A 17,453-nucleotide genomic window follows, 5' to 3' on the forward strand; every position below is an offset into this window, starting at 1 on the left:
GGGAGCCGTCAGAGATGTCCTTGTGGAAGGCGCTGGAAGGGTCGCGTGTCCTGGATCTCGCGCAGCCGATGCGGAGAGGCATGCCGCAGTCGCCCAACCATCCTCCGTTCCGGATGACGCTGGAGCGCAGGCACGGCGACATGGTCAGGCCCGACGGCGGCTCGGCCGCCAACGAGATCATCGTCACGGGCGGGCACGTCGGCACGCACGTGGACGCCCTCGCGCACGTCTCGCAGGACGGGCTGCTGCACGGCGGGCGGCCCGCGGGCGAGGTGATGTCGCACGAGGGGTTCGGCTCGCTGGGGATCGACGAGTTCGAGCCGTACGTGGGCCGTTGCGTGCTGCTCGACGTGGCCGCCGTGCACGGCGTGGACACGCTGCCGCCCGGCTACGAGATCACCCCTGGCGACCTGGCGGAGGCCGCCGGTGACACGGAGATCCGCGCGGGCGACGCGGTGCTCATCGGCACCGGATGGTCGCGGCTCTGGTTGTCGGGGGAGGAGTTCATCGGTCACCGGAACGGCGTCCCCGGGCCGGGCGCCGAGGCGGCACGCTGGCTGGCCGGTCACCGCCCGCGCGTGGTGGGTGGTGAGACCATCGCCTTCGAGCACATCGCGCCCGGGCGCGGGCACGCCACATTGCCCGTTCACCGGATCATGCTGGTGGAGTCGGGCATCAACATCGTGGAGACCATGCGGCTGGCCGAGTTGCTCGACTCGGGGGCGCGCGAGTTCGCGCTCGTGCTCAACCCCCTGCCGATCGTCGGCGCCACCGGCGCCCCGGTCCGACCGCTCGCCGTCATCGACTGATCCGAGAGAGGCCATGACCACCCATGTCCAGCGGCTCGCCGAGTTCGCCGCCGCCTGCCGCGACGAGGGCGTTCCCGGCCGCGTGCGCGACGACGTGACCGGACGCGTGCTCGACGTGCTGGGCAACTGCCTGGCCGCCTATGCCGAGCCGGAGGGAGACGCGGGACCGGCCGTGTTGCGGGCCGTACGCCGGTGGAGCGGCAGTGCGGAGGCCACCGCGATCGGCAGCGGCGACCGGCTGCCGGCGCCGTCGGCGGCGCTGGTCAACGGCACGCTGGCGCACGCGCTGGACTACGACGACACGCACCTGCCGTCGGTGCTGCACCCGAGCGCTCCCGTGGTGCCCGCCGCACTGGCCGTCGCCGAGGCCACAGGCGCGAGCGGCGCCGAACTGGCGTCGGCGATCGCGGCGGGCGTCGAGGTGTGCAACCGCCTGGGGATGGCCTCCTACCTGCCCGAGGCGCGCAACTCGCTCTTCTTCGAGAAGGGCCAGCACGCGACGTCCATCTGCGGCACGCTGGGCGCCGCGGTCGCGTCCGGGCTCCTGTTCGGTCTGGCGGCGGACGGCATCGCCGACGCCGTCGGCGTGGCGGCCAGCATGGGCTCTGGCCTCATCGAGGCCAACCGCACAGGCGGGACGATCAAGCGGGTTCACTGCGGCTGGGCCGCTCACGCGGGCGTCTCGGCCGCGGTGCTCGCCGCGGAGGGCGTGACCGGGCCGCCGACCGTGCTGGAGGGCCGGTTCGGCTTCTTCCAGGCCTGGCTGGACGGCCGCTTCGACGCCTCGGCACTGCTGTCGGACCTGGGCGACCGGTGGGAGCTGCTGCGCACGGTCTACAAGCCCTATCCGACGAACCATTTCACCCACCCGGCCATCGACTGCGCCCTGGCGCTGCGGGCCGGCGGCCTTTCTCCCGCCGAGGTCGAGGACATCGAGCTCGGGGTGCCGGGTCCGGTGCTGCGCACGATCGCGGAGCCCCGGGAAGACAAGATCAACCCTAGGTCGCCGTACCATGCGAAGTTCTCCGGCCCCTACGCGGTGGCGGCGGCGCTGTACGGCGGCGGCGGGCTCGGGCTTTCGCTGGACGACTTCGCCTCCCTGCCTCCCGAACGGCTGGAACTGGCGAAGCGGGTGCGCTGCGTGGCGGACGAGCGGGCGTCGGAGATCTTTCCTCGTGCGTTCGCAGCGGTCCTGCGGGTACGGCTGCGTGACGGCTCGGTGCTGGAGCATCGCGTCGATTCCTCGCGTGGCGGGCCGGAGCACCCGTTGACGCAGGACGAGCTGGCGGTCAAGTTCCGTGCCAACGCGGGACGGGCGCTGCCGCCGGACGACGTGGACGCCCTCCTGGCGGCGGTCGGGAACCTCCCGTCGGCCCCGTCGGTGTCGCCGCTGCTCCGCCTGACCGTCGCCTAGCTCAGAAAGTGGGCCTGGCACCGCCTCCACTGCCCTGTAATGCTGTAATCATGGAGACGTTATTCGAGCACGCGGGCGGCGAGGAGCGCCTGCGTGCGTTCATCGAGATCTTCTACGGCAGCCTGCTGGCCGACCCGCTGCTCCAGCCGCTCTTCGGCGCGGGCAGGGCGGGCCACGTCGACAATTTGACCGCCTTCACGGTGGAGACCTTCGGCGGCCCCGACACCTTCTCATCGGAGATGGGCGGGTTCCCGCTGCTCATCGACGCCCACCGGGGTCTGAAGATCAATGAGGAGCAGCGGCGGCGGTTCGTCGAGCTGTACATGGCGGCGGCCGACCAGGCCGGGCTGCCGGGCGACGAGCCGTTCAGGGCGGCGCTGCGCTCTCATGTGGAGTTCGGCACGGAGGTGGCCGTGCAGAACTCCCATGCGGAGACGGACGATCAGCTTCACCCGCTGCGCGAGGTGCCGCGCTGGGACTGGGAGTAGGGCGTCAGGGCCGGCCGCCGGTGAGCCAGTCGGGATAGCCGTCAAGCTCGTGGGTGACCGGCGCGCTGACGACGGAGCAGCCCTCCCCGGTCTCCCTGATGTGCCGTTCGAGCGTGGCCGCCTGCCGGTCCGTCGTGATGAGGATGAGCTCCCAGGTGATCTCGCCGGGGCGCGCGGACGGCACTTCCGCTATGTCGATCGAGGCCGCCAGGCCCGCGCCGAGAATGGCGTGCGCCAGCGCGGCCGCTCTCTCGTGGCCCTCGATCGTCGCCCGGACCTCGATGAATTCCGCCATGGGATGCCCTCCGGGATGGCTGCGAGACCAACCCTATCCGCGGGACCGCCCGCCGGTAACCGATTTCTGGATCAGGTGGACCAGGTGGTGGTACCCCAAGGCTCCTCTTCCTTGTCCCCGAGGCCGCCGCCACGGCGGGCCTCGTGCTCGTGCTGGGGTGATGACCTGTCAGGTCCGAGCCGGGGGAGCGGTGGAGGTGCGGACGATCAGTTCGTGCGGGAACGTGAGGCGCTCGGGCTCGGCCGTCGCCCCCGACAGCAGCAGCCGCCCCGCCGCCGCCCCCATCTCCTGCTTGGCCTGCCTGATCGTGGTGAGCCCCGCCTCCTCGGCCGCGCTGTCGGAGAAGCCCACCACCGACAGCTCCCCCGGCACCTCCAGCCCCAGGTCGGCCGCCGCGTCGAGGACCCCCAGCGCCAGCACGTCCGTGTTGGCGAGGATCGCGGTGGGGCGCGGGTCGCGCCCGAGCAGCGCGTGCCCCGCCTTCCGCCCGGCCTCTCGCGAGTTGCGCGCGACCTCGTAGAACGGCACACCTGACCAGTCGATCCCGGCCTCCTCGCAGGCCTGCTGGTAGCCGCTCCGCCGGCGCCGCATGGCCTCGAAGGCGGCGCTCTCCTGCCGCTCCTGGGTGGCCCAGCCGGTGTAGCCGTCGTCGTGCAGCCCGACCATGGCCACCCCCAGCCGCCGATGCCCGAGCCGCAGCACGTGCCGTGCGGCGGCGGCCGCGGCGGCGGGCTCGTCGATCCCCAGGAACAGATGCCCTGGCACGTACGGCTCGTCCACCACCACCACGGGCAGCTTCCTTGCGAACACCTCGGCCAGCGCCGGATGCCCGTCGGGCAGCGACATCACGCAGAACGAGTCGACCACCGCGTCCCTGACCGTCTCGCTGCGCCGGTCGCCGTGCGGCAGAGGCAGGATGAGCAGCCCCACCCCGGCGTCCTCCGCCGCCGTGGCCAGTCCCTGGAAGAACCCGATCGCGTACGGGTCGGCGAACGCGTACGCCAGCGTCTCGCTGAAGATCAGCCCGAGCGCCCCCGCCCGCCCCAGCCGCAGCGAGCGCGCCGTCGGATTGGGGCCCGCGTAGCCGAGCTCGTCGGCCACCTCCATGATCCGCTGTCGCAGCCCCTCGCTGAGCTGGTCGGGCCGGGAGAACGCGTAGGACACGGTGGCCCGGGACACGCCCAGCCGGTCGGCGATCGTCTGCAGTGTCACCCTGGCCATCGTCCCACGGTATCGAAGAGCTTGCCTGGTCCATCTTAATTGATTAAGGTCTTAATTGATTAAGGAGGAGTCATGGACGCTATGCAAGTCCTCTCTCATCAGACGGCGATGGGCTATCGGGATTCGCTGGGCGAAGCGCTCCCCGGCGCGCCGCGCCGGCCGCACCGCCCGAGGGCCAAGGTGCGGGTACGGGTGGCGCACTCGCTCAGGTGGACGGCGGACCGCCTGGATCCCGCCTGCAGAACCATGTGAAGAAAGTGAGCCCGGCCTTCCTGTGGGCACCTGTGTTGTGCCATGAAGAGCACAGAGATCGAACTCGAACGACGGACAGCCAAGGTCGGCGACTGGTCGGTGACCGGATGGCGGCGCATCCCACCAGATGCGGACGAAAGCCCGCCCGTGGTCTGCGTGCACGGCGCGGGCGTGTCCAGCAGGGAACTGCGCCCCCTGGTCGCCGCGCTGGGGGAGCACCTGCCTGCCTGGACCGTCGATCTGCCGGGATTCGGACAGAGCACGAAACCGCCCCACGCGCTCGGCCTGACCGGGCTCGCCGACGCGCTGGCCGACTGGCTGGAGGCCGAGCAACTGCCCGCCGCCTGCCTGGCGGGCTGCTCCTTCGGCTGCCAGATCGCCGTTGACGTCGCGGTGCGTCACCCGCAACGGGTGCGCTCGCTCGTACTGATGGGACCCACCGTGGACCCGGCGGCGAGATCGTGGCCGCGGCTCATCGCCCGGTGGGTCCGCAACTCCAGACGGGAGGACCCGCGCATGGCGCCGCTCAACGTCGCCGATTACCGCGACGCCGGCCTCCGGCAGGTCCTGACCAGCTTCGACGCGGCGGTCCGCGACCGCGTGGAGGACAAGCTCCCGCACGTCACGGTGCCCACACTGGTCGTCAGAGGGGAGTTCGACCGGCTGGTGCCGCAGGACTGGGCCGAGGAGGTCACCCGCAGGACGCCGCGGGGCAGGCTGGTCGTCGTGCCGGGGGCGCCGCACATGATCCCGTTCCGGGATCCGGCGGCCCTCGTGCCGATCATCAGGGGGTTCGTGGCCGATGCATAGGTACGCCGCCTCCTTCGACTCGGCCACGGGGATGCTCCGTGCGCTCTCCCGCTACCTGCGCGGACGTGACTTCCCGGCGCTCGGGCAGTTCCCCGCCGCCATCGAGCCGATCGCCTCAGGGGTGCTGGGGGTGGCGAACCGGCTGCCGCGCCGCCTCGCCGAGCGGGCGTACGCGCTGTCCGGGTGGAGCGAGGCCGGCGCGCCGTCGAAGCTGGCCGGGCTGCGCGCGGACGAAATGGCCGAGTGGGTCGTCGAGCACTATCCGCGCCGCCGCTACCCCGTGGTCTTCGTGGGCTCCGCCTCCGGCGCGCTGGTGCACCTGGCCGCGGCGCTCGGCGCGCCGTGGTTGCCCCAGACCCTGCTGGTCCCGGTACGCCAGCACGGCGGCCACCCCGACGCCCCCAAGGACTGCCTCCGCCGCGTCCGCCCGGCAGGCGAGGCCATGCTCGCCGCCAACCCCGACCTGATCCTGCACCACATGCACGACGCGAACCAGGACCGCCTGATGATCGCGGGAATGTCCTACTTCCGGATCAAGTGGCGGCGGCTGCCGGAGGCCTACCGGCGCTTCCTCCGCGAGTGCCTCGACGGCACGCTCGTCGTCTCCGACTGCGGCCTGCGCTGGCCGACGACCCGCATCGGCGAGCGGTACGTCTTCCAGCACGGCGCGCTGGGCGGGCTCACCCCTGACGAGTACCGTCTCGGGAGCCCGGAGATCGCCGGCTACCTGGCGCGTCACGGCTCCCCGTACCGGCACTGGGACGCTCCCGAGCCGGACGGCGAGAGCCCCGAGGCGGAGTGGGGGTTCGAAGCCGAGCTCATGGACGATCTGCGGGAGGCCGCCGGCAGGGTCGCCGTGCTGCGCTTCCCGGATCCCGAGGCGCTGACCCCGGCGGTGGCCGACCTCTACCGATCCTGGTACGAGGCCCGCGGCCTCCCGGGGGACCGGTTGCTGGTGGAGTCGTTCCTGCTGCTGGAGCCGTGGTGGACGCTGCGCACGGGATCGGTGCCGTACTGGATGGTCTTCAACTCCGAGAGCTCGCGCAAGGGGCTGCTGTCGTACCTCGACGGCGGGGAGCCGTACGACGAGATCCGGATGACGCTCTTCTCGCACGGCGTGGAGTCGCCGGGGATCGCGCCGATCGACGCGTGGCGGGAAGTGCTGGAAAGGGCGCGGAAGATCGGGGTCTTCGCCGGGGTCGATCCCCGGGCGTTCCCGCGTGACTTCGCCGTCTTCGCCCGCATGCACCGCGAGCTGTCCCGGGTGCGCACCACGTACCCGATGCCGCTGGCTCTGCCCCTGTCCCAGGCGGAGGACGCGCTGAGGGCGTACGGGGACGTGACCTGGACCGCCGGATGACGGTCGTGCGGCTGCGCCTGGTGGGCGTCGGCGCAATGAACTCCCCGCGCTACCGCCCCGCCGGGCTGCTGGCCGGCTGGCAGGGCCACCGCGTCCTGCTCGACGGGGGCGGCGAGGCCGCGGGCGGCGAGCGGCTCAGCGGCTGGCTGGTCTGCGACGAACGGGCCGAGCTGATGCCCCAGATCCGCCGCGCGGCGCGGGCGCTCGGGATGACCGCCGGGGTGGCGGGCTACGAGGCCGCGGGCGTGGAGATCGTGCCGCTGCCGGTCAGCCACACCTCCCACCCCACCTACGGCTACCTGATCAGGACGGAGCGGGCGAACGCCGCCTGGGCGCCGGAGTTCTGGACCTTTCCCGTCTGGGCGGCCGGGGTGGACCTGATGTTCGCCGACGCCGCGGGCTGGGACCGGCCGATCCGCTTCGCCGGCGGGGTGGGCGGGCATGCGAGCGTGCTCCAGGTCGCGCGGCAGGCCCACGAGCTGCAGGTGGGACGGGTGGTCTTCGCTCACATCGGCCGCCCCTCCATCCGGGCGATCGACCGCGGCGAGCGCCCGCTGTTCGGCGAGTGGGGCGTCGAGGGCCGCACCTACCCGCTCGGCTAGCCGCCCGCGATCTGCTCCCCGGCGTAGTCCAGGAGCCGCTCGGCGGTCTTGAAACGGCGCTCGTCCTGGTCGCCGAGCAGCACGCCCACCACGCGCCTGCCGCTCCGCTCCCCGGCGAAGAGCAGGCAGTATCCGGCGGCATTCGTGTACCCGGTCTTCACGCCCAGCACCCCGTCGGCACGCGACAGCAGCTTGTTCGAGTTGCGCCAGGTGTGCGCGCCGTGCACCGACGTCTTGGCCACCTTGTGCACCTTGCTCCCGACCACGGCCGCGAAGGTGCTGTCGTCCAGTGCCCGCTGCGCCAGCTTGACCTGGTCGACCGCGGTCGAATGGCCGCCGTGGCCCGGCGTGGGCATGCCGTCGGCGTTGGTGTAGCGGGTGTCGGACATGCCGAGGGAGCGGGCGGCGCGGTTCATCTTGGCGACGAACGCCGTCTTGCCCGGACCGTAGTGCCGCGCCAGTGCGTTGGCCGCGTCCGCCCCGGACCGCAGCAGGAGACCGTACAGCAGGTCCCTGACCGTGAGCCGCTCGCCCTTCTTCAGCCCCGCCGTCATCGCGCCGTTGCCGGCCGCGTACTTGACGTCCGCCGCGGTGATCGTGATCGTGTCGCTCAGCCGGGCCTCGCGCAGCACGACGTACGCCGTCATGACCTTGACCAGGCTGGCCACCGGAACCCGGCGGGTCTGGCGCTTGCCGAAGTGGATCGTTCCGCCCGAGTCGACCACGTACGCGGACCTGGCCTCGACCTCCGGCGCGTCCGCCGCCGCGGCCGGGGCAGCAGTCCCTACAACCAGCGCGAGTGCGGCAGAGCCAATGAAACCCCCAATACGCATGCCAAACATGTTGGCAGGAGATCAAGGGTCCGTTTGCCGAACTACGCCATATGGCCAGATCGGATGGGGTAAATCCAAGCTGGACGAGGGGAGTGGGCGGCCGTGGCGGGCAGGTTCATCATCGATGAGGACGGGCAGGGCGGCTTCCGCTTCACGCTCGTCGCGAACAACGGGCAGACGCTCGCCGTCGGCGGCGGCTACCCCACCAAGATCGCCTGTGTGAACGGCATCGAGACCGTGCGCAGGAACGCTCCGGAAGCCGTCATCGACGACCAGACCAGGGCGGGTCTAGGAGACCAGGGCCTCTGAGGAGGCGGCCTGCCGCTTCTTCCGCCTGCGCCGCACCGCCATCCAGGAGATCGCGGCCACGGCCAGCACGGCCACGACCGCCGCCGTGACGGGCGAGCGCGCGGCCAGCTCCAGCCAACCCCACACGATGGCCGTCAGGCCGAACCACCAGATCGGCGCCCAGGTCAGGCAGCCCAGCGCGCTCGCGACCACGTACCAGGGATAGGACACCCGCAGCGCACCCGCCACCCACGGCAGCGTGTGCCGCAGCATGGGCACCCAGAAGCAGCCGTAGACGGCCAGCGCGCCCCACTTCTCCACGACGTGCTCGATCTTCGCGATCCGCTCGCGCCCCAGCCGGACGCCCACGCGCGAGTCGTAGAGCTTGTCGCCGAGCCTGCGGCCGACCCAGTAGTACACCTGGAACGCGCCGAACAGGGCGAGGATGAGCACGGCCCCCACCAGCCAGTACGGCAGGCCGAACAAGGACGGCTTCATGGGATCGGCAATGCCGCTCATCCGCCCACCCCTCCCCGAAGCCTTAGGTCAGGCTTACCTTAGTTCAAGTTGCAAGCTTCTGCCACACCGGCTTGCAAGCCGCCGCAAGCAGGCGACAACCAGGACTCAATCACCCGGTCTCACTCTATGCGTGAGGCAAAAGGGGGTTGAACATGCCGACGACGAGGGCAGCCGTCCTGGCCGGTGGAGTCGCGAACACGGCCAAGCTCTTCGTGGCCGCCCTCGCGTTCGCCGGCGCGTACGTCGGCGCCTCCGCCCACGACAGCGCCGGCACCGCGCCCGGCCAGGTGGAGACCGTCACCCTGTCGGCCCGCGAGGTGCCCTGCACCGAGCAACTGGCGCTGGCCGACGTGGAGCGCAGCGCGGTCCTCAACCGGCCGAAGGCGCACAGACCGTCAAGAACGACCGTTCCCAGGTGAGCTGCTGACCGACCGCTGCGCCGCCTCCACCCAGCGCGGCACGCCGACCCGCTCGGCCACCTCCAGCGCCTTCTTGTAGTGGTCGCGCGCGGCGTCGGGCTGCCCCAGGCGGATGGCGAGGTCGCCGAGCGTCAGCGCCACCGGCCACAACGCCACCACGCCGGTGCCCGCGCCCGCCACCCGGTCGGCGAACGGCTTGAGCTTGTCGTAGCAGTCGACCATCCGCTCCCGGTCGTCGAGCAGCATGCCGGCCAGGGCACGCCAGGTCATCGCCAGCTCGTAGAGGAAGTCGGGGCGCACCGGCGGGCGGGTGGCGGCCACGGCCTTGGCGTCCTGGAGGTGCCCGGCCGAGGCCAGGGCCAGCGCGTACGCGTCGAGCGTCCACTTGGCCCCACGCTGGTGCTTCTCGCCGAGCAGGTCGACCATCTCGGCCGCCCGGCCGTCCACCAGGTGCAGGCAGAAGTTCGTGATCAGCGGGAGGTCCTGGCGGCCCTCCAGCATGCCCGCCCGAGCGGTCATCCTGGCCGCCTCGCGGTAGGCCCGCTCGGCGCCAGCGTAGTCGCCGGCGATCATCAGCCGCTGGCCCGAGTACCAGACCACGACCGCGGCGGGGGCCGACAGGTCGTACTGCTTGGCCAAGCGGTCGGCGGCGGCCGCGTGCTCGTCGGCCACCGCGAACTCGCCCCTGGCCGCCGCGCACTCCAGCAGCACCAGGTGGGCCAGCGCCTGCGTGGCCATCTGCCCCGAGCGCTGCGCGACCTCCAGCAGCTCCCTGCCGATGCTCTCGCGGGTGTCGACCGCCGGGATGTCGTACGACTGCCGCAGCCGCCCGCTCAGCGCCGCCGCGATCAGCGTCGGGTCGCCGCTCTGCCTGGCCAGCTCCAGCGCCTCCAGGGACGCCTGGCGCCCGCGCTCAGGTGAGGAGGAGCCCTCCAGCTCCAGGGCGAGCGTGGTCAGCAGGCTGGCCCGCAGCCGCTGCTCGCCCTCGGGCAGCTCCATGAGCGCCTTCTCGGTGACGTCCACGATCTCCCACGCGGTGCGGGTGAAGTCGCGCGCGATGCCCTTGTGCGGCACGGCCAGCGACGCCGCCACCTTCGCGGTGATCTCCAGGTCGCCCAGCGGCAGGGCGGCGTCCATGGCCTGGCGCCGCAGCAGCCGGGCCGCCGTCATGTCGCCGCACAGGGCCAGCGCCCTGATCTGGCGGAGCATGAGCCGCAGGCGCTCCTTCGCGCGCTCCGGCGACTGCTCGCCGCTCTGCTCGTCGTTACGCGAGCGGTCGAACGCCGCGATGGCCTGCTCCCACAGCGTGGCCGCCTCGCGGTGGGCGAAGCGCCGCTCGGCCTGCTCGGCCGCGAGACCCGCGTAGTGGACCGCCTTCTCGGCCGCGTCGGCCAGGAAGTAGTGGTGGGCCAGCGCCGCCACGTCGGACGGCCGATGCTGCTCGATGACCGCCGCCACGGCCGCGTGCAGCCTGGTGCGGCGCAGCCTGGAGGCGTCGGAGTAGATCGTGTCGCGCACCAGGTCGTGGTCGAACCTGAGCTGCCCGGGCCCCGGCTCGGTCACCAGCCCGGCCAGCAGGCCCGCCTCGACGGCCTCGATCACCGCGTCCGCGTCGCCCGACACGGCGATCAGCACGTCGAGATCCACGTCGCGGCCGATCACGGCGGCCTGCAGCAGGATCTGCTGCGCGCCCGAGGGCAGCCGAGAAATGCGCCGCCGCAGCACGTCACGCACGCCGGAGGGCACCCGCGAGAGCACCTGGGTCGCGCTGGCCCGGTCGGCCGCGCCCTCGGCGTCGAGCAGGCGCACGGTCTCGCGGACGAAGAACGGGTTGCCGCCCGTGCGCTCGACGATCGACTCGACCGCGTCCTCGTCGATCTCGCGTACGCAGGTCGCCTTGACCAGCTCCGCCACGGCCTTCGGGTCGAGCCCCGACAGGCCCACGCGCACCGGGCCCAGCCTGGCCAGCGCGGCCAGCACGTCGGACTGGCGGTCGTCCAGCTCGTTGTCCCTGCACGTCACCACCAGCAGCACCCGGCTGGTCGCCAGCAGGCTCGGCAGCGCGCGCAGCAGGGCGAGCGTCTGGTCGTCGGCCCAGTGCAGGTCCTCGAGCGTCAGCAGCACCGGCGCCCGGCGCGCGACTCCGGCCAGGTAGCCGCCGACCGCGCGGTGCAGCCGGAAGCCGCCGGACGCCTCGTCCTCGTCGGGGTCGGGGGCGGCGTCGTCGAGCAGTGGCGCCAGCAGCTGCGCGTATTCGCCCGCGCCGGTCGTGCCGGTGAGCGTGCGCAGGATCTCCACCCACGCCCAGCCCGGCGGGGTGGTGCTGGAGTCGGGGCACGCGCCGGACGCGGCGATCCAGCCGTCGGCGGCGAGCCTGCCCTCCAGCTGGCGCAGCAGTGTGGTCTTGCCCGCGCCCGCGACCCCGGTCACGATCGCGACCTGGAACCTGCCCGTGCGCGAGGCCGCCGTGGTCAGCCTGGCCAGCTCGGCGTCGCGGCCGACGAACGGCTCGGGCTCCAGCGGCGGCGGCTCGACGGCCGCGGCCGGCCTGGGCGGCCAGGTGTCGGTGACCGGCGGGGCGGGCCGTGCGGGCCGCGCCGGGACGGCCAGGTCCAGCTCGGGGGACTGGGCCAGGATGTCGGACTCCAGCTTGCGCAGCGCGGGACCGGGGTCGATGCCCAGCTCGTCGGCCAGGATGTTCCTGGCTCTGCGCAGCGCGGCCAGCGCGTCGCCCTGCCGGCCGCACCGGTAGAGGCCGAGCGCCAGCAGCCGCCAGCCCTCCTCGCGCAGCGGGTGCTCGGTGGTCAGCGCCTCCAGGTCGGGCACGGTCTCGGCGTGCAGGCCCAGCCGCAGCCCGGTGTCGGCGTGCCGCTCGCGCGTCACGAGACGCAGCTCCGCCAGGCGGTTGACCTCGGCCTCCGCCCACGACTGGTCGGCGAAGTCGGAGTACGGGGTGCCGCGCCACAGGCCCAGAGCCTTCTCCAGGCGGCCGCGGGCGGACTGTGGATCGCCCTCTTCGAGATGCTCGCCCGCCGCGCGTACGAGCTGCTCGAACCTGAGCGCGTCGACCTGGTCGGAGGCCACCCGCAACGCGTAGCCGGACGCGACCGTCACCAGCAGCCGGTTGGGCCCGCCGCGCGGGCGGCCGGGCTCCAGCACCCGCCGCAGGCGCGAGATGTAGACCTGCAGGCCCGACTGCGCGCCCTTTGCCGCGTCGTCGTCCCACAGATCGTAAAGAAGCGTGTCAACGGGCACGACCTGACCTCTGGCCACGAGAAGCCGGGCGAGGACGGCCCGCTGCCGCAACCCGCCGAGGTCGAGTTCGTCGTCGTGTTCGTACGCCTCGACTGGCCCCAGAACTCGGAACGCCACCATGTCAGCCGCCACGCTATGCGGGCCTAGGAATCACGCACAAGGTCTTTGATGGGTTTGGGATTGTCACTACGGGGCCTTAGAGATCGCGGACGGGGGCTCCGCGCCGGCGTTCCGGCCGTTGCGCCTGCGCAGCAGCGCCCATGCGCCCAGTGCCAGGCCGCCGAACGGGATCTCGATAGTGTAAGTCCAGAAGCCGAAAAGCAGTGCGGTCGCGGTCGCCGGAGCGACTCCGACGCCGAACCCCTCGGTGAGGAGGAGCACCACCCCGCCCTCCATGATCCCGGCCCCGCTGGGCGTGAGCAGGACGCTGGTGAGCACCCGCGAGAGGGCGAAGACGGCGATCGACTGGGCGAAGCCCGGCCAGGCGCCCGTCGCGTGCAGGCACACCGCCATGATCGACCACTGGAACCCGAGGAAGAACACCATCCCCAGCGACAGCCCGGGCCATCTCGTCCTGACGACGCCTGCGGTGTCGGCGCGCAGCTTGTGGAACGCGTCCGAGGCGTGGATCTTCAGTCGCAGCAGGCGGGTGATCCCGTCGAGCGCGCGGCCGAGCAGGTCGGCGGCGCGGTCCCAGTAGAGGGCCACGGCCACGATCAGGCAGAGCACGAGGATGGAGATCGCGCCCGTCCAGCCGGCCTTGGCCACGGTCGCGTTGGGCGCCTCGCCCGCCGACAGCAGCCCGATGATCCCGATCGCCGGCAGGATGAATCTGAACAACGTGTTCCAGATGCCGCTGACCAGCGTCATCACCACGATGGACCGGCTGCGGAACCCCCAGCCCCTGGTCATCGCGAACGTCACCGCCACGCCGACCGCCCCGCCGAACGGCAGCAGGTTGCTGACCGCGCTGCCTGCCGCGTTGATCGTGAGGCCCTGCAAATTGGTGAGGCCGGGCAGCGAGTTGGTCAGCACGAACGTGTACGCCAGCAGGCTCAGCAGCCACAGCGCGGCCATCAGCGCGATCTGGCCGGGGCCGAGCGCGCCGAAGACCATGCCGATCTCGTGCCAGGAGACGGGCTTGCCGGTGAGTGTGCGCACGATCTGCGGCAGGTACACCACGAGCAGCACGGCCAGCCCGAGCGACAGCACGGACAAGGTGATCTGGAGCCACTTGTTCTTCATCGGGGTCCAGTCTGACGCGTCGCCGGACCGGCAACGTCCTCCGAAGGGATTATTTGGGCCACCGGTCGAAGGGATGAGTGAGCCGGGCGCCGGGCGGCAGGTCACGGCGTACGTACCACTCGGTGCCGAAGACCAGGCGGTAGATCGGGCCGGGGACCTTCAGCATGACGGCGAGCGTGCGGTCGCTGTCGCCGCCGCTGGCCTGGGAGGCGTGCGCCGCCATGGACGCACGCTTCTGTTTCGTATATTTCCGGACATTTACCCGGTGGGTGATGGTCTCGTTCGACGAGTACGCGCTCTCGAACGTCCGCACGTCGAACTCCGGCGGGAACTTGTAGAACCGGCCCGCCAGCCGCAGCAGCTTGACCAGCGGATCCCGGTTGACCGTCGCCTCCAGGACGATCTCCGTGCCGGCGATCTTCGCTGCCCGCTTGCCCACCCGGTGCACCTGCACGTGGTCGGGATGCCCGTAGCCGCCCGCCGGATCGTAGATCGCCAGCAGATCGGCCTCCTCCTCCTGCAGGATCGCGGCCAGTGCCTTGGCCGCCTCCTCCGTGTCGGCGTCGATGAAGGCGTTCTCCGGCCGGTCCTCGGCGATGCCGCCCTTGGGGCTCAGCCCCGAGTCGCCGTAGCCGAGACACTCCACGCGCGCGCAGCCGAGCAGCGCCGCCGACTTGTAGAGCTCCTTGAGCCTGGTCTCGCCGAGCGCCTCGCCCGGCTCCATGTCGGCCAGGCCGCGCTCGCCCGCGGTGGCCACCACGAGCACCACGCGGTGCCCCTCGGCCGCGAGCATCGCCATGGTGCCCGCCGTCAGCAGGGCCTCGTCGTCGGGATGGGCATGGAAGAACACAGCGGTACGTGGAGGCACACGCCCAGATTAGTCTGGGAGGGGTGCGGATCTTTCACGTGAGTGACTGTTACCTGCCGAGACTCGGGGGGATCGAGGTCCAGGTGGCCGATCTCGTGCGGATGCAGCGGGAGACGGGACACGACGTCTGCGTGGCCACGGCGACGAGGGGCGAGGCGCTGCCGGGCGTCCACAGGATCGTCGCGAGGATGCCGTTCGACCTGCCGGTGCACCCGTTCGGCGTGGGGCATCTCACGCGCCGCATCACCTCCCTGCGCCCCGACGTGGTGCACGTCCACACGGGTGCGGTCTCGCCGTTCGCCTGGATGGGCGTGCGGGCCGCCGCGCGGGCCGGGGTGCCGTGCGTGGTGACCGTGCACAGCATGTGGGACCCGGTCACGCGGCTGGTCTACCGGCTGCTGCGGCTGGCGTTCGGCTGGCAGCGGTGGCGGCTGGTGGCGACCACGGTGAGCAACGCGGCCGCGGCCCCGATCCGCGCCGTGGCCGGGCCCGAGGTGCCCGTGCGGGTGGTCTCCAACGGCCTCGACCTGTCGGGCTGGGCGCCCCCTCCAGGAGCGCCTGACCGGCGTGCGGAGGTGCACATCGTGGCCGTGGGCAGGCTGGCGCCGCGCAAGCAGCCCGTGCGCCTGCTGAGGCTGCTCCAGGCGGCCAGGGCGCGGGTGCCCGCCCGGATCCCCATGCGCGCCACGATCGTCGGCGACGGGCCCGCTCGCGGTCAGATGGAACGTTTTCTCGCCAGGCACGGCATGGCCGAGTGGGTCTCCCTGCCGGGCCGCTACACCCGGCAGCAGATCGCGAAGGTGCTGGAGTCGGCGGACGTGTTCGTGGCGCCCGCGCCGCGCGAGTCGTTCGGCATCGCGGCGCTCGAGGCGCGGGCGGCGGGTCTGCCCGTGGTGGCCAGGGCGCAGAGCGGGGTCGCCGACTTCGTCAGTAACGGCACGGAGGGGCTGCTCGGCCGCACCCTCGGCGACCTGGCCCGCGCGGTGGCGCGCCTGTGCACGGACACCGGGCTGCGCGAGTCGATCGCCGCGCACAACCGCGCGACGCGGCCGGCCGCGGGCTCGTGGCCCACGGTGCTCGCCGGGTTCGAGCGGGCCTACGAGGAGGCGGTCCAGTCGCGCCGCAGCACCACGTAGCCGTCGCGCTCGAAGACCTTCGTGTACCCGTCGGCCTGCAACCGGCCGACCACTTCGAGTTGCTCGTCGGTGGAGCCGAAGGGGAACTCCCAGCGCGCGGTGTCGGCCACCACCCACGGAGCCCCGTGCGACTTGGCCGTCCACAGCAGGACCGTGGTCCTGGACGTCAGGTTGGGGCCGACGGAGTTGACCGCCTCGACGGTGGCTCCGGAGGGCACCTTGCTCGCGGCCTCCGCGGCTGCCGCCGCCTTGGGCTCGGTGTAGAAGGCCGGATGGTAGAGCTGGTCCAGCGAGAACTTGGGCACCAGGGTGAGCGCGACCGCGCAGGCCGCCGCCGACCAGGCCAGCTTGAGCGAGATGTCGTCGGAGCGCTTCGCCCAGCGCAGCAGCCTGGCCAGCCCGTCCACACCGGCGCAGAAGAGGATGATCACGGTGAACGCGCTGTACTGGAAGTCGGCCTGCCACCACTGTGATCGGTCGGACAGCATGCGTACGAGCACGTGCGGCAGGGCCGCCAGCGACAGCGGCGAGAGCAGGCAGAGCATCAACGTCGGCCAGGCGAGCAGGAGCAGCGTGTCGACCTTGGCCTCCTCGCTGAACGGCAGAAGGAGCGCGGCGAGGGGGTCCCGTACGATCCCCAGGATCGCGCCGGGAAGATCGTCCCCGAGGTGCCCGTAGGCCCAGTAGTCCTTGGCGTCGCCGCCGAAGACCGACGTCACCAGGCCGCGGGCGAGCAGCACACCGCCAACGCCGAATATCGCGCAGAGCACGCCGCGCCACCGGTCGCCCATGACGATCAGGCACAACCCGACGCCGGCCACCATGAGCCCCATGTCCTCCTTGACCAGGAGGAGCCCGAGCATCGCCAGGAGGGCAGGTAATGTCCGGCCGGCGTGGTAGCGCTCGATCATGATCGCGGTCAGGAGCGGGACGAACATCGCCTCGTGCACGTCGAACGCGACCGCCTGCGCCACGGGCCACGACAGCGCGTACGCCAGGGAGACCAGGTAGGCGGGCGCGACGCCCAGCACGCGCCTGGTGTAGCGCCAGAGGACGGGGATCGCCGCGGCGAACAGCACCGCCTGCGCCACGATCAGCGTCTCAGGCCCGTCGTGGATCCAGTAGAACGGCGACAGCAACGCGTAGATCGGCGAGAAGTGATCGGCGAGCTGGACGTAGTCCATGCCCCGGTCGGAGAACACGCCGCGGACCGGGATGTACGGCGGGCGGAAGGCGGCGTAGTTGCGCACCGCCTGGTCCACGATCACCAGATCGAACGTGGTGGCCCGGAACGTGGCCAGCTTGACCAGCCCCAACACGGCGTAGGCCACCGCGGAGACGAGCGCGAGAGCGCCCACACGCACGCGGTGGCCGGACAGCCGGCTCTTCAGCGACGGGGCGGCGGGGCTGGCCCTCACTGGCGCCACAGGTGTAGCTTCCGTCACGACGAGCAAGCATAGACAAGTCATGTCCGGGATGTCTCGCGGCCGACGCTTTATAAAAAGCGGCGGCCGCGGCGTGTGCGTAATAATACTTATTGAGGAGACATTTCAATAAGTATTAGATCTGGCGGAGGAGATCCCAGGAACTGCCGGTGTCAGAGCACTGGGTAGTGATCCCCTGGCCGGACCATGGAGTT

18 protein-coding genes are annotated in these 17,453 nt (G+C 71.8%); 10 read left to right on the top strand and 8 right to left on the bottom strand.

What is annotated here, in order from left to right; genetic code table 11:
* Positions 1 to 14: 14 nt before the first annotated feature.
* Genes ABN273_RS15290 through ABN273_RS15300 form a run of 3 tightly spaced genes read left to right on the top strand, consistent with a single transcriptional unit; the run spans position 15 to position 2,711 of the window.
* Positions 15 to 809, top strand: coding sequence for a cyclase family protein (locus ABN273_RS15290; RefSeq protein ID WP_349449443.1), 795 nt, complete (start codon positions 15 to 17; stop codon positions 807 to 809).
* 13 nt (positions 810 to 822) lie between these two features.
* Positions 823 to 2,223, top strand: a complete 1,401-nt coding sequence (locus ABN273_RS15295) for an MmgE/PrpD family protein (RefSeq protein ID WP_349449444.1) — start codon at positions 823 to 825, stop codon at positions 2,221 to 2,223.
* Between the two features lie 50 nt (positions 2,224 to 2,273).
* Positions 2,274 to 2,711, top strand: coding sequence for a group II truncated hemoglobin (locus ABN273_RS15300; RefSeq protein ID WP_349449446.1), 438 nt, complete (start codon positions 2,274 to 2,276; stop codon positions 2,709 to 2,711).
* Between the two features lie 4 nt (positions 2,712 to 2,715).
* On the opposite strand, the gene ABN273_RS15305 is transcribed toward ABN273_RS15300, so the two are convergent.
* Both ABN273_RS15305 and ABN273_RS15310 read right to left on the bottom strand, forming a co-directional pair.
* Positions 2,716 to 3,006 carry a hypothetical protein gene (locus ABN273_RS15305; protein WP_349449447.1) on the bottom strand — a complete coding sequence of 97 codons (291 nt, stop codon included), beginning with the start codon at positions 3,004 to 3,006 and terminating at the stop codon, positions 2,716 to 2,718.
* 168 nt (positions 3,007 to 3,174) lie between these two features.
* The gene (locus ABN273_RS15310) at positions 3,175 to 4,227 is read right to left on the bottom strand and encodes a LacI family DNA-binding transcriptional regulator (RefSeq protein WP_349449448.1); all 1,053 of its coding nucleotides are present in this window, start codon (positions 4,225 to 4,227) and stop codon (positions 3,175 to 3,177) included.
* A gap of 72 nt (positions 4,228 to 4,299) precedes the next feature.
* Here ABN273_RS15310 and ABN273_RS15315 point away from each other — a divergent pair, with 72 nt between their 5' ends.
* Genes ABN273_RS15315 through ABN273_RS15330 form a run of 4 tightly spaced genes read left to right on the top strand, consistent with a single transcriptional unit; the run spans position 4,300 to position 7,251 of the window.
* Positions 4,300 to 4,479 carry a hypothetical protein gene (locus ABN273_RS15315; protein ID WP_349449449.1) on the top strand — a complete coding sequence of 60 codons (180 nt, stop codon included), beginning with the start codon at positions 4,300 to 4,302 and terminating at the stop codon, positions 4,477 to 4,479.
* Between the two features lie 42 nt (positions 4,480 to 4,521).
* On the top strand, positions 4,522 to 5,289 hold the full coding sequence (locus ABN273_RS15320; RefSeq protein WP_349449450.1) for an alpha/beta fold hydrolase: 768 nt from the start codon (positions 4,522 to 4,524) through the stop codon (positions 5,287 to 5,289).
* Complete coding sequence (locus tag ABN273_RS15325; protein WP_349449451.1) at positions 5,282 to 6,649, top strand: hypothetical protein; 1,368 nt, start codon at positions 5,282 to 5,284, stop codon at positions 6,647 to 6,649. Before ABN273_RS15320 ends, ABN273_RS15325 begins: the two co-directional genes overlap by 8 nt.
* Positions 6,646 to 7,251, top strand: coding sequence for an MBL fold metallo-hydrolase (locus ABN273_RS15330; RefSeq protein WP_349449453.1), 606 nt, complete (start codon positions 6,646 to 6,648; stop codon positions 7,249 to 7,251). Before ABN273_RS15325 ends, ABN273_RS15330 begins: the two co-directional genes overlap by 4 nt.
* Here ABN273_RS15330 and ABN273_RS15335 read toward each other — a convergent pair.
* A complete protein-coding gene (locus ABN273_RS15335) occupies positions 7,248 to 8,084 on the bottom strand; it encodes a D-alanyl-D-alanine carboxypeptidase family protein (protein WP_349449454.1) in 837 nt (278 codons plus the stop codon). The two genes, ABN273_RS15330 and ABN273_RS15335, sit on opposite strands and share 4 nt — an antisense overlap.
* A 102-nt stretch (positions 8,085 to 8,186) precedes the next feature.
* Between ABN273_RS15335 and ABN273_RS15340 the strand changes: the two genes are divergently transcribed.
* Positions 8,187 to 8,393: a YegP family protein gene (locus tag ABN273_RS15340; RefSeq protein ID WP_349449455.1), complete on the top strand. Its 207-nt coding sequence runs from the start codon at positions 8,187 to 8,189 to the stop codon at positions 8,391 to 8,393.
* Here ABN273_RS15340 and ABN273_RS15345 read toward each other — a convergent pair.
* Positions 8,373 to 8,891, bottom strand: a complete 519-nt coding sequence (locus ABN273_RS15345; RefSeq protein ID WP_349449456.1) for a DedA family protein — start codon at positions 8,889 to 8,891, stop codon at positions 8,373 to 8,375. The two genes, ABN273_RS15340 and ABN273_RS15345, sit on opposite strands and share 21 nt — an antisense overlap.
* A gap of 152 nt (positions 8,892 to 9,043) precedes the next feature.
* Here ABN273_RS15345 and ABN273_RS15350 point away from each other — a divergent pair, with 152 nt between their 5' ends.
* Complete coding sequence (locus ABN273_RS15350; RefSeq protein ID WP_349449457.1) at positions 9,044 to 9,310, top strand: hypothetical protein; 267 nt, start codon at positions 9,044 to 9,046, stop codon at positions 9,308 to 9,310.
* Here the strand turns inward: ABN273_RS15350 and ABN273_RS15355 are convergent.
* From ABN273_RS15355 to ABN273_RS15365, 3 genes are read right to left on the bottom strand one after another with little or no spacing between them, the layout of a single operon-like run.
* Positions 9,287 to 12,697: an ATP-binding protein gene (locus ABN273_RS15355; protein WP_349449459.1), complete on the bottom strand. Its 3,411-nt coding sequence runs from the start codon at positions 12,695 to 12,697 to the stop codon at positions 9,287 to 9,289. The two genes, ABN273_RS15350 and ABN273_RS15355, sit on opposite strands and share 24 nt — an antisense overlap.
* A 54-nt stretch (positions 12,698 to 12,751) precedes the next feature.
* A complete protein-coding gene (locus ABN273_RS15360; RefSeq protein WP_349449460.1) occupies positions 12,752 to 13,810 on the bottom strand; it encodes a lysylphosphatidylglycerol synthase domain-containing protein in 1,059 nt (352 codons plus the stop codon).
* A 49-nt stretch (positions 13,811 to 13,859) separates the two neighbouring features.
* A complete protein-coding gene (locus ABN273_RS15365; RefSeq protein ID WP_349449461.1) occupies positions 13,860 to 14,678 on the bottom strand; it encodes a PIG-L deacetylase family protein in 819 nt (272 codons plus the stop codon).
* 38 nt (positions 14,679 to 14,716) lie between these two features.
* Here ABN273_RS15365 and ABN273_RS15370 point away from each other — a divergent pair, with 38 nt between their 5' ends.
* On the top strand, positions 14,717 to 15,814 hold the full coding sequence (locus ABN273_RS15370) for a glycosyltransferase (protein ID WP_349449462.1): 1,098 nt from the start codon (positions 14,717 to 14,719) through the stop codon (positions 15,812 to 15,814).
* Here the strand turns inward: ABN273_RS15370 and ABN273_RS15375 are convergent.
* Positions 15,775 to 17,241 (bottom strand): DUF2079 domain-containing protein, encoded by a 1,467-nt coding sequence (locus ABN273_RS15375; RefSeq protein ID WP_349449464.1) that lies wholly within the window; start codon positions 17,239 to 17,241, stop codon positions 15,775 to 15,777. The genes ABN273_RS15370 and ABN273_RS15375 overlap by 40 nt on opposite strands.
* Between the last annotated feature and the right edge of the window lie 212 nt (positions 17,242 to 17,453).

Source organism: Nonomuraea sp. B19D2, assembly GCF_040137845.1.
In the GTDB taxonomy this organism is placed as follows: domain Bacteria; phylum Actinomycetota; class Actinomycetes; order Streptosporangiales; family Streptosporangiaceae; genus Nonomuraea.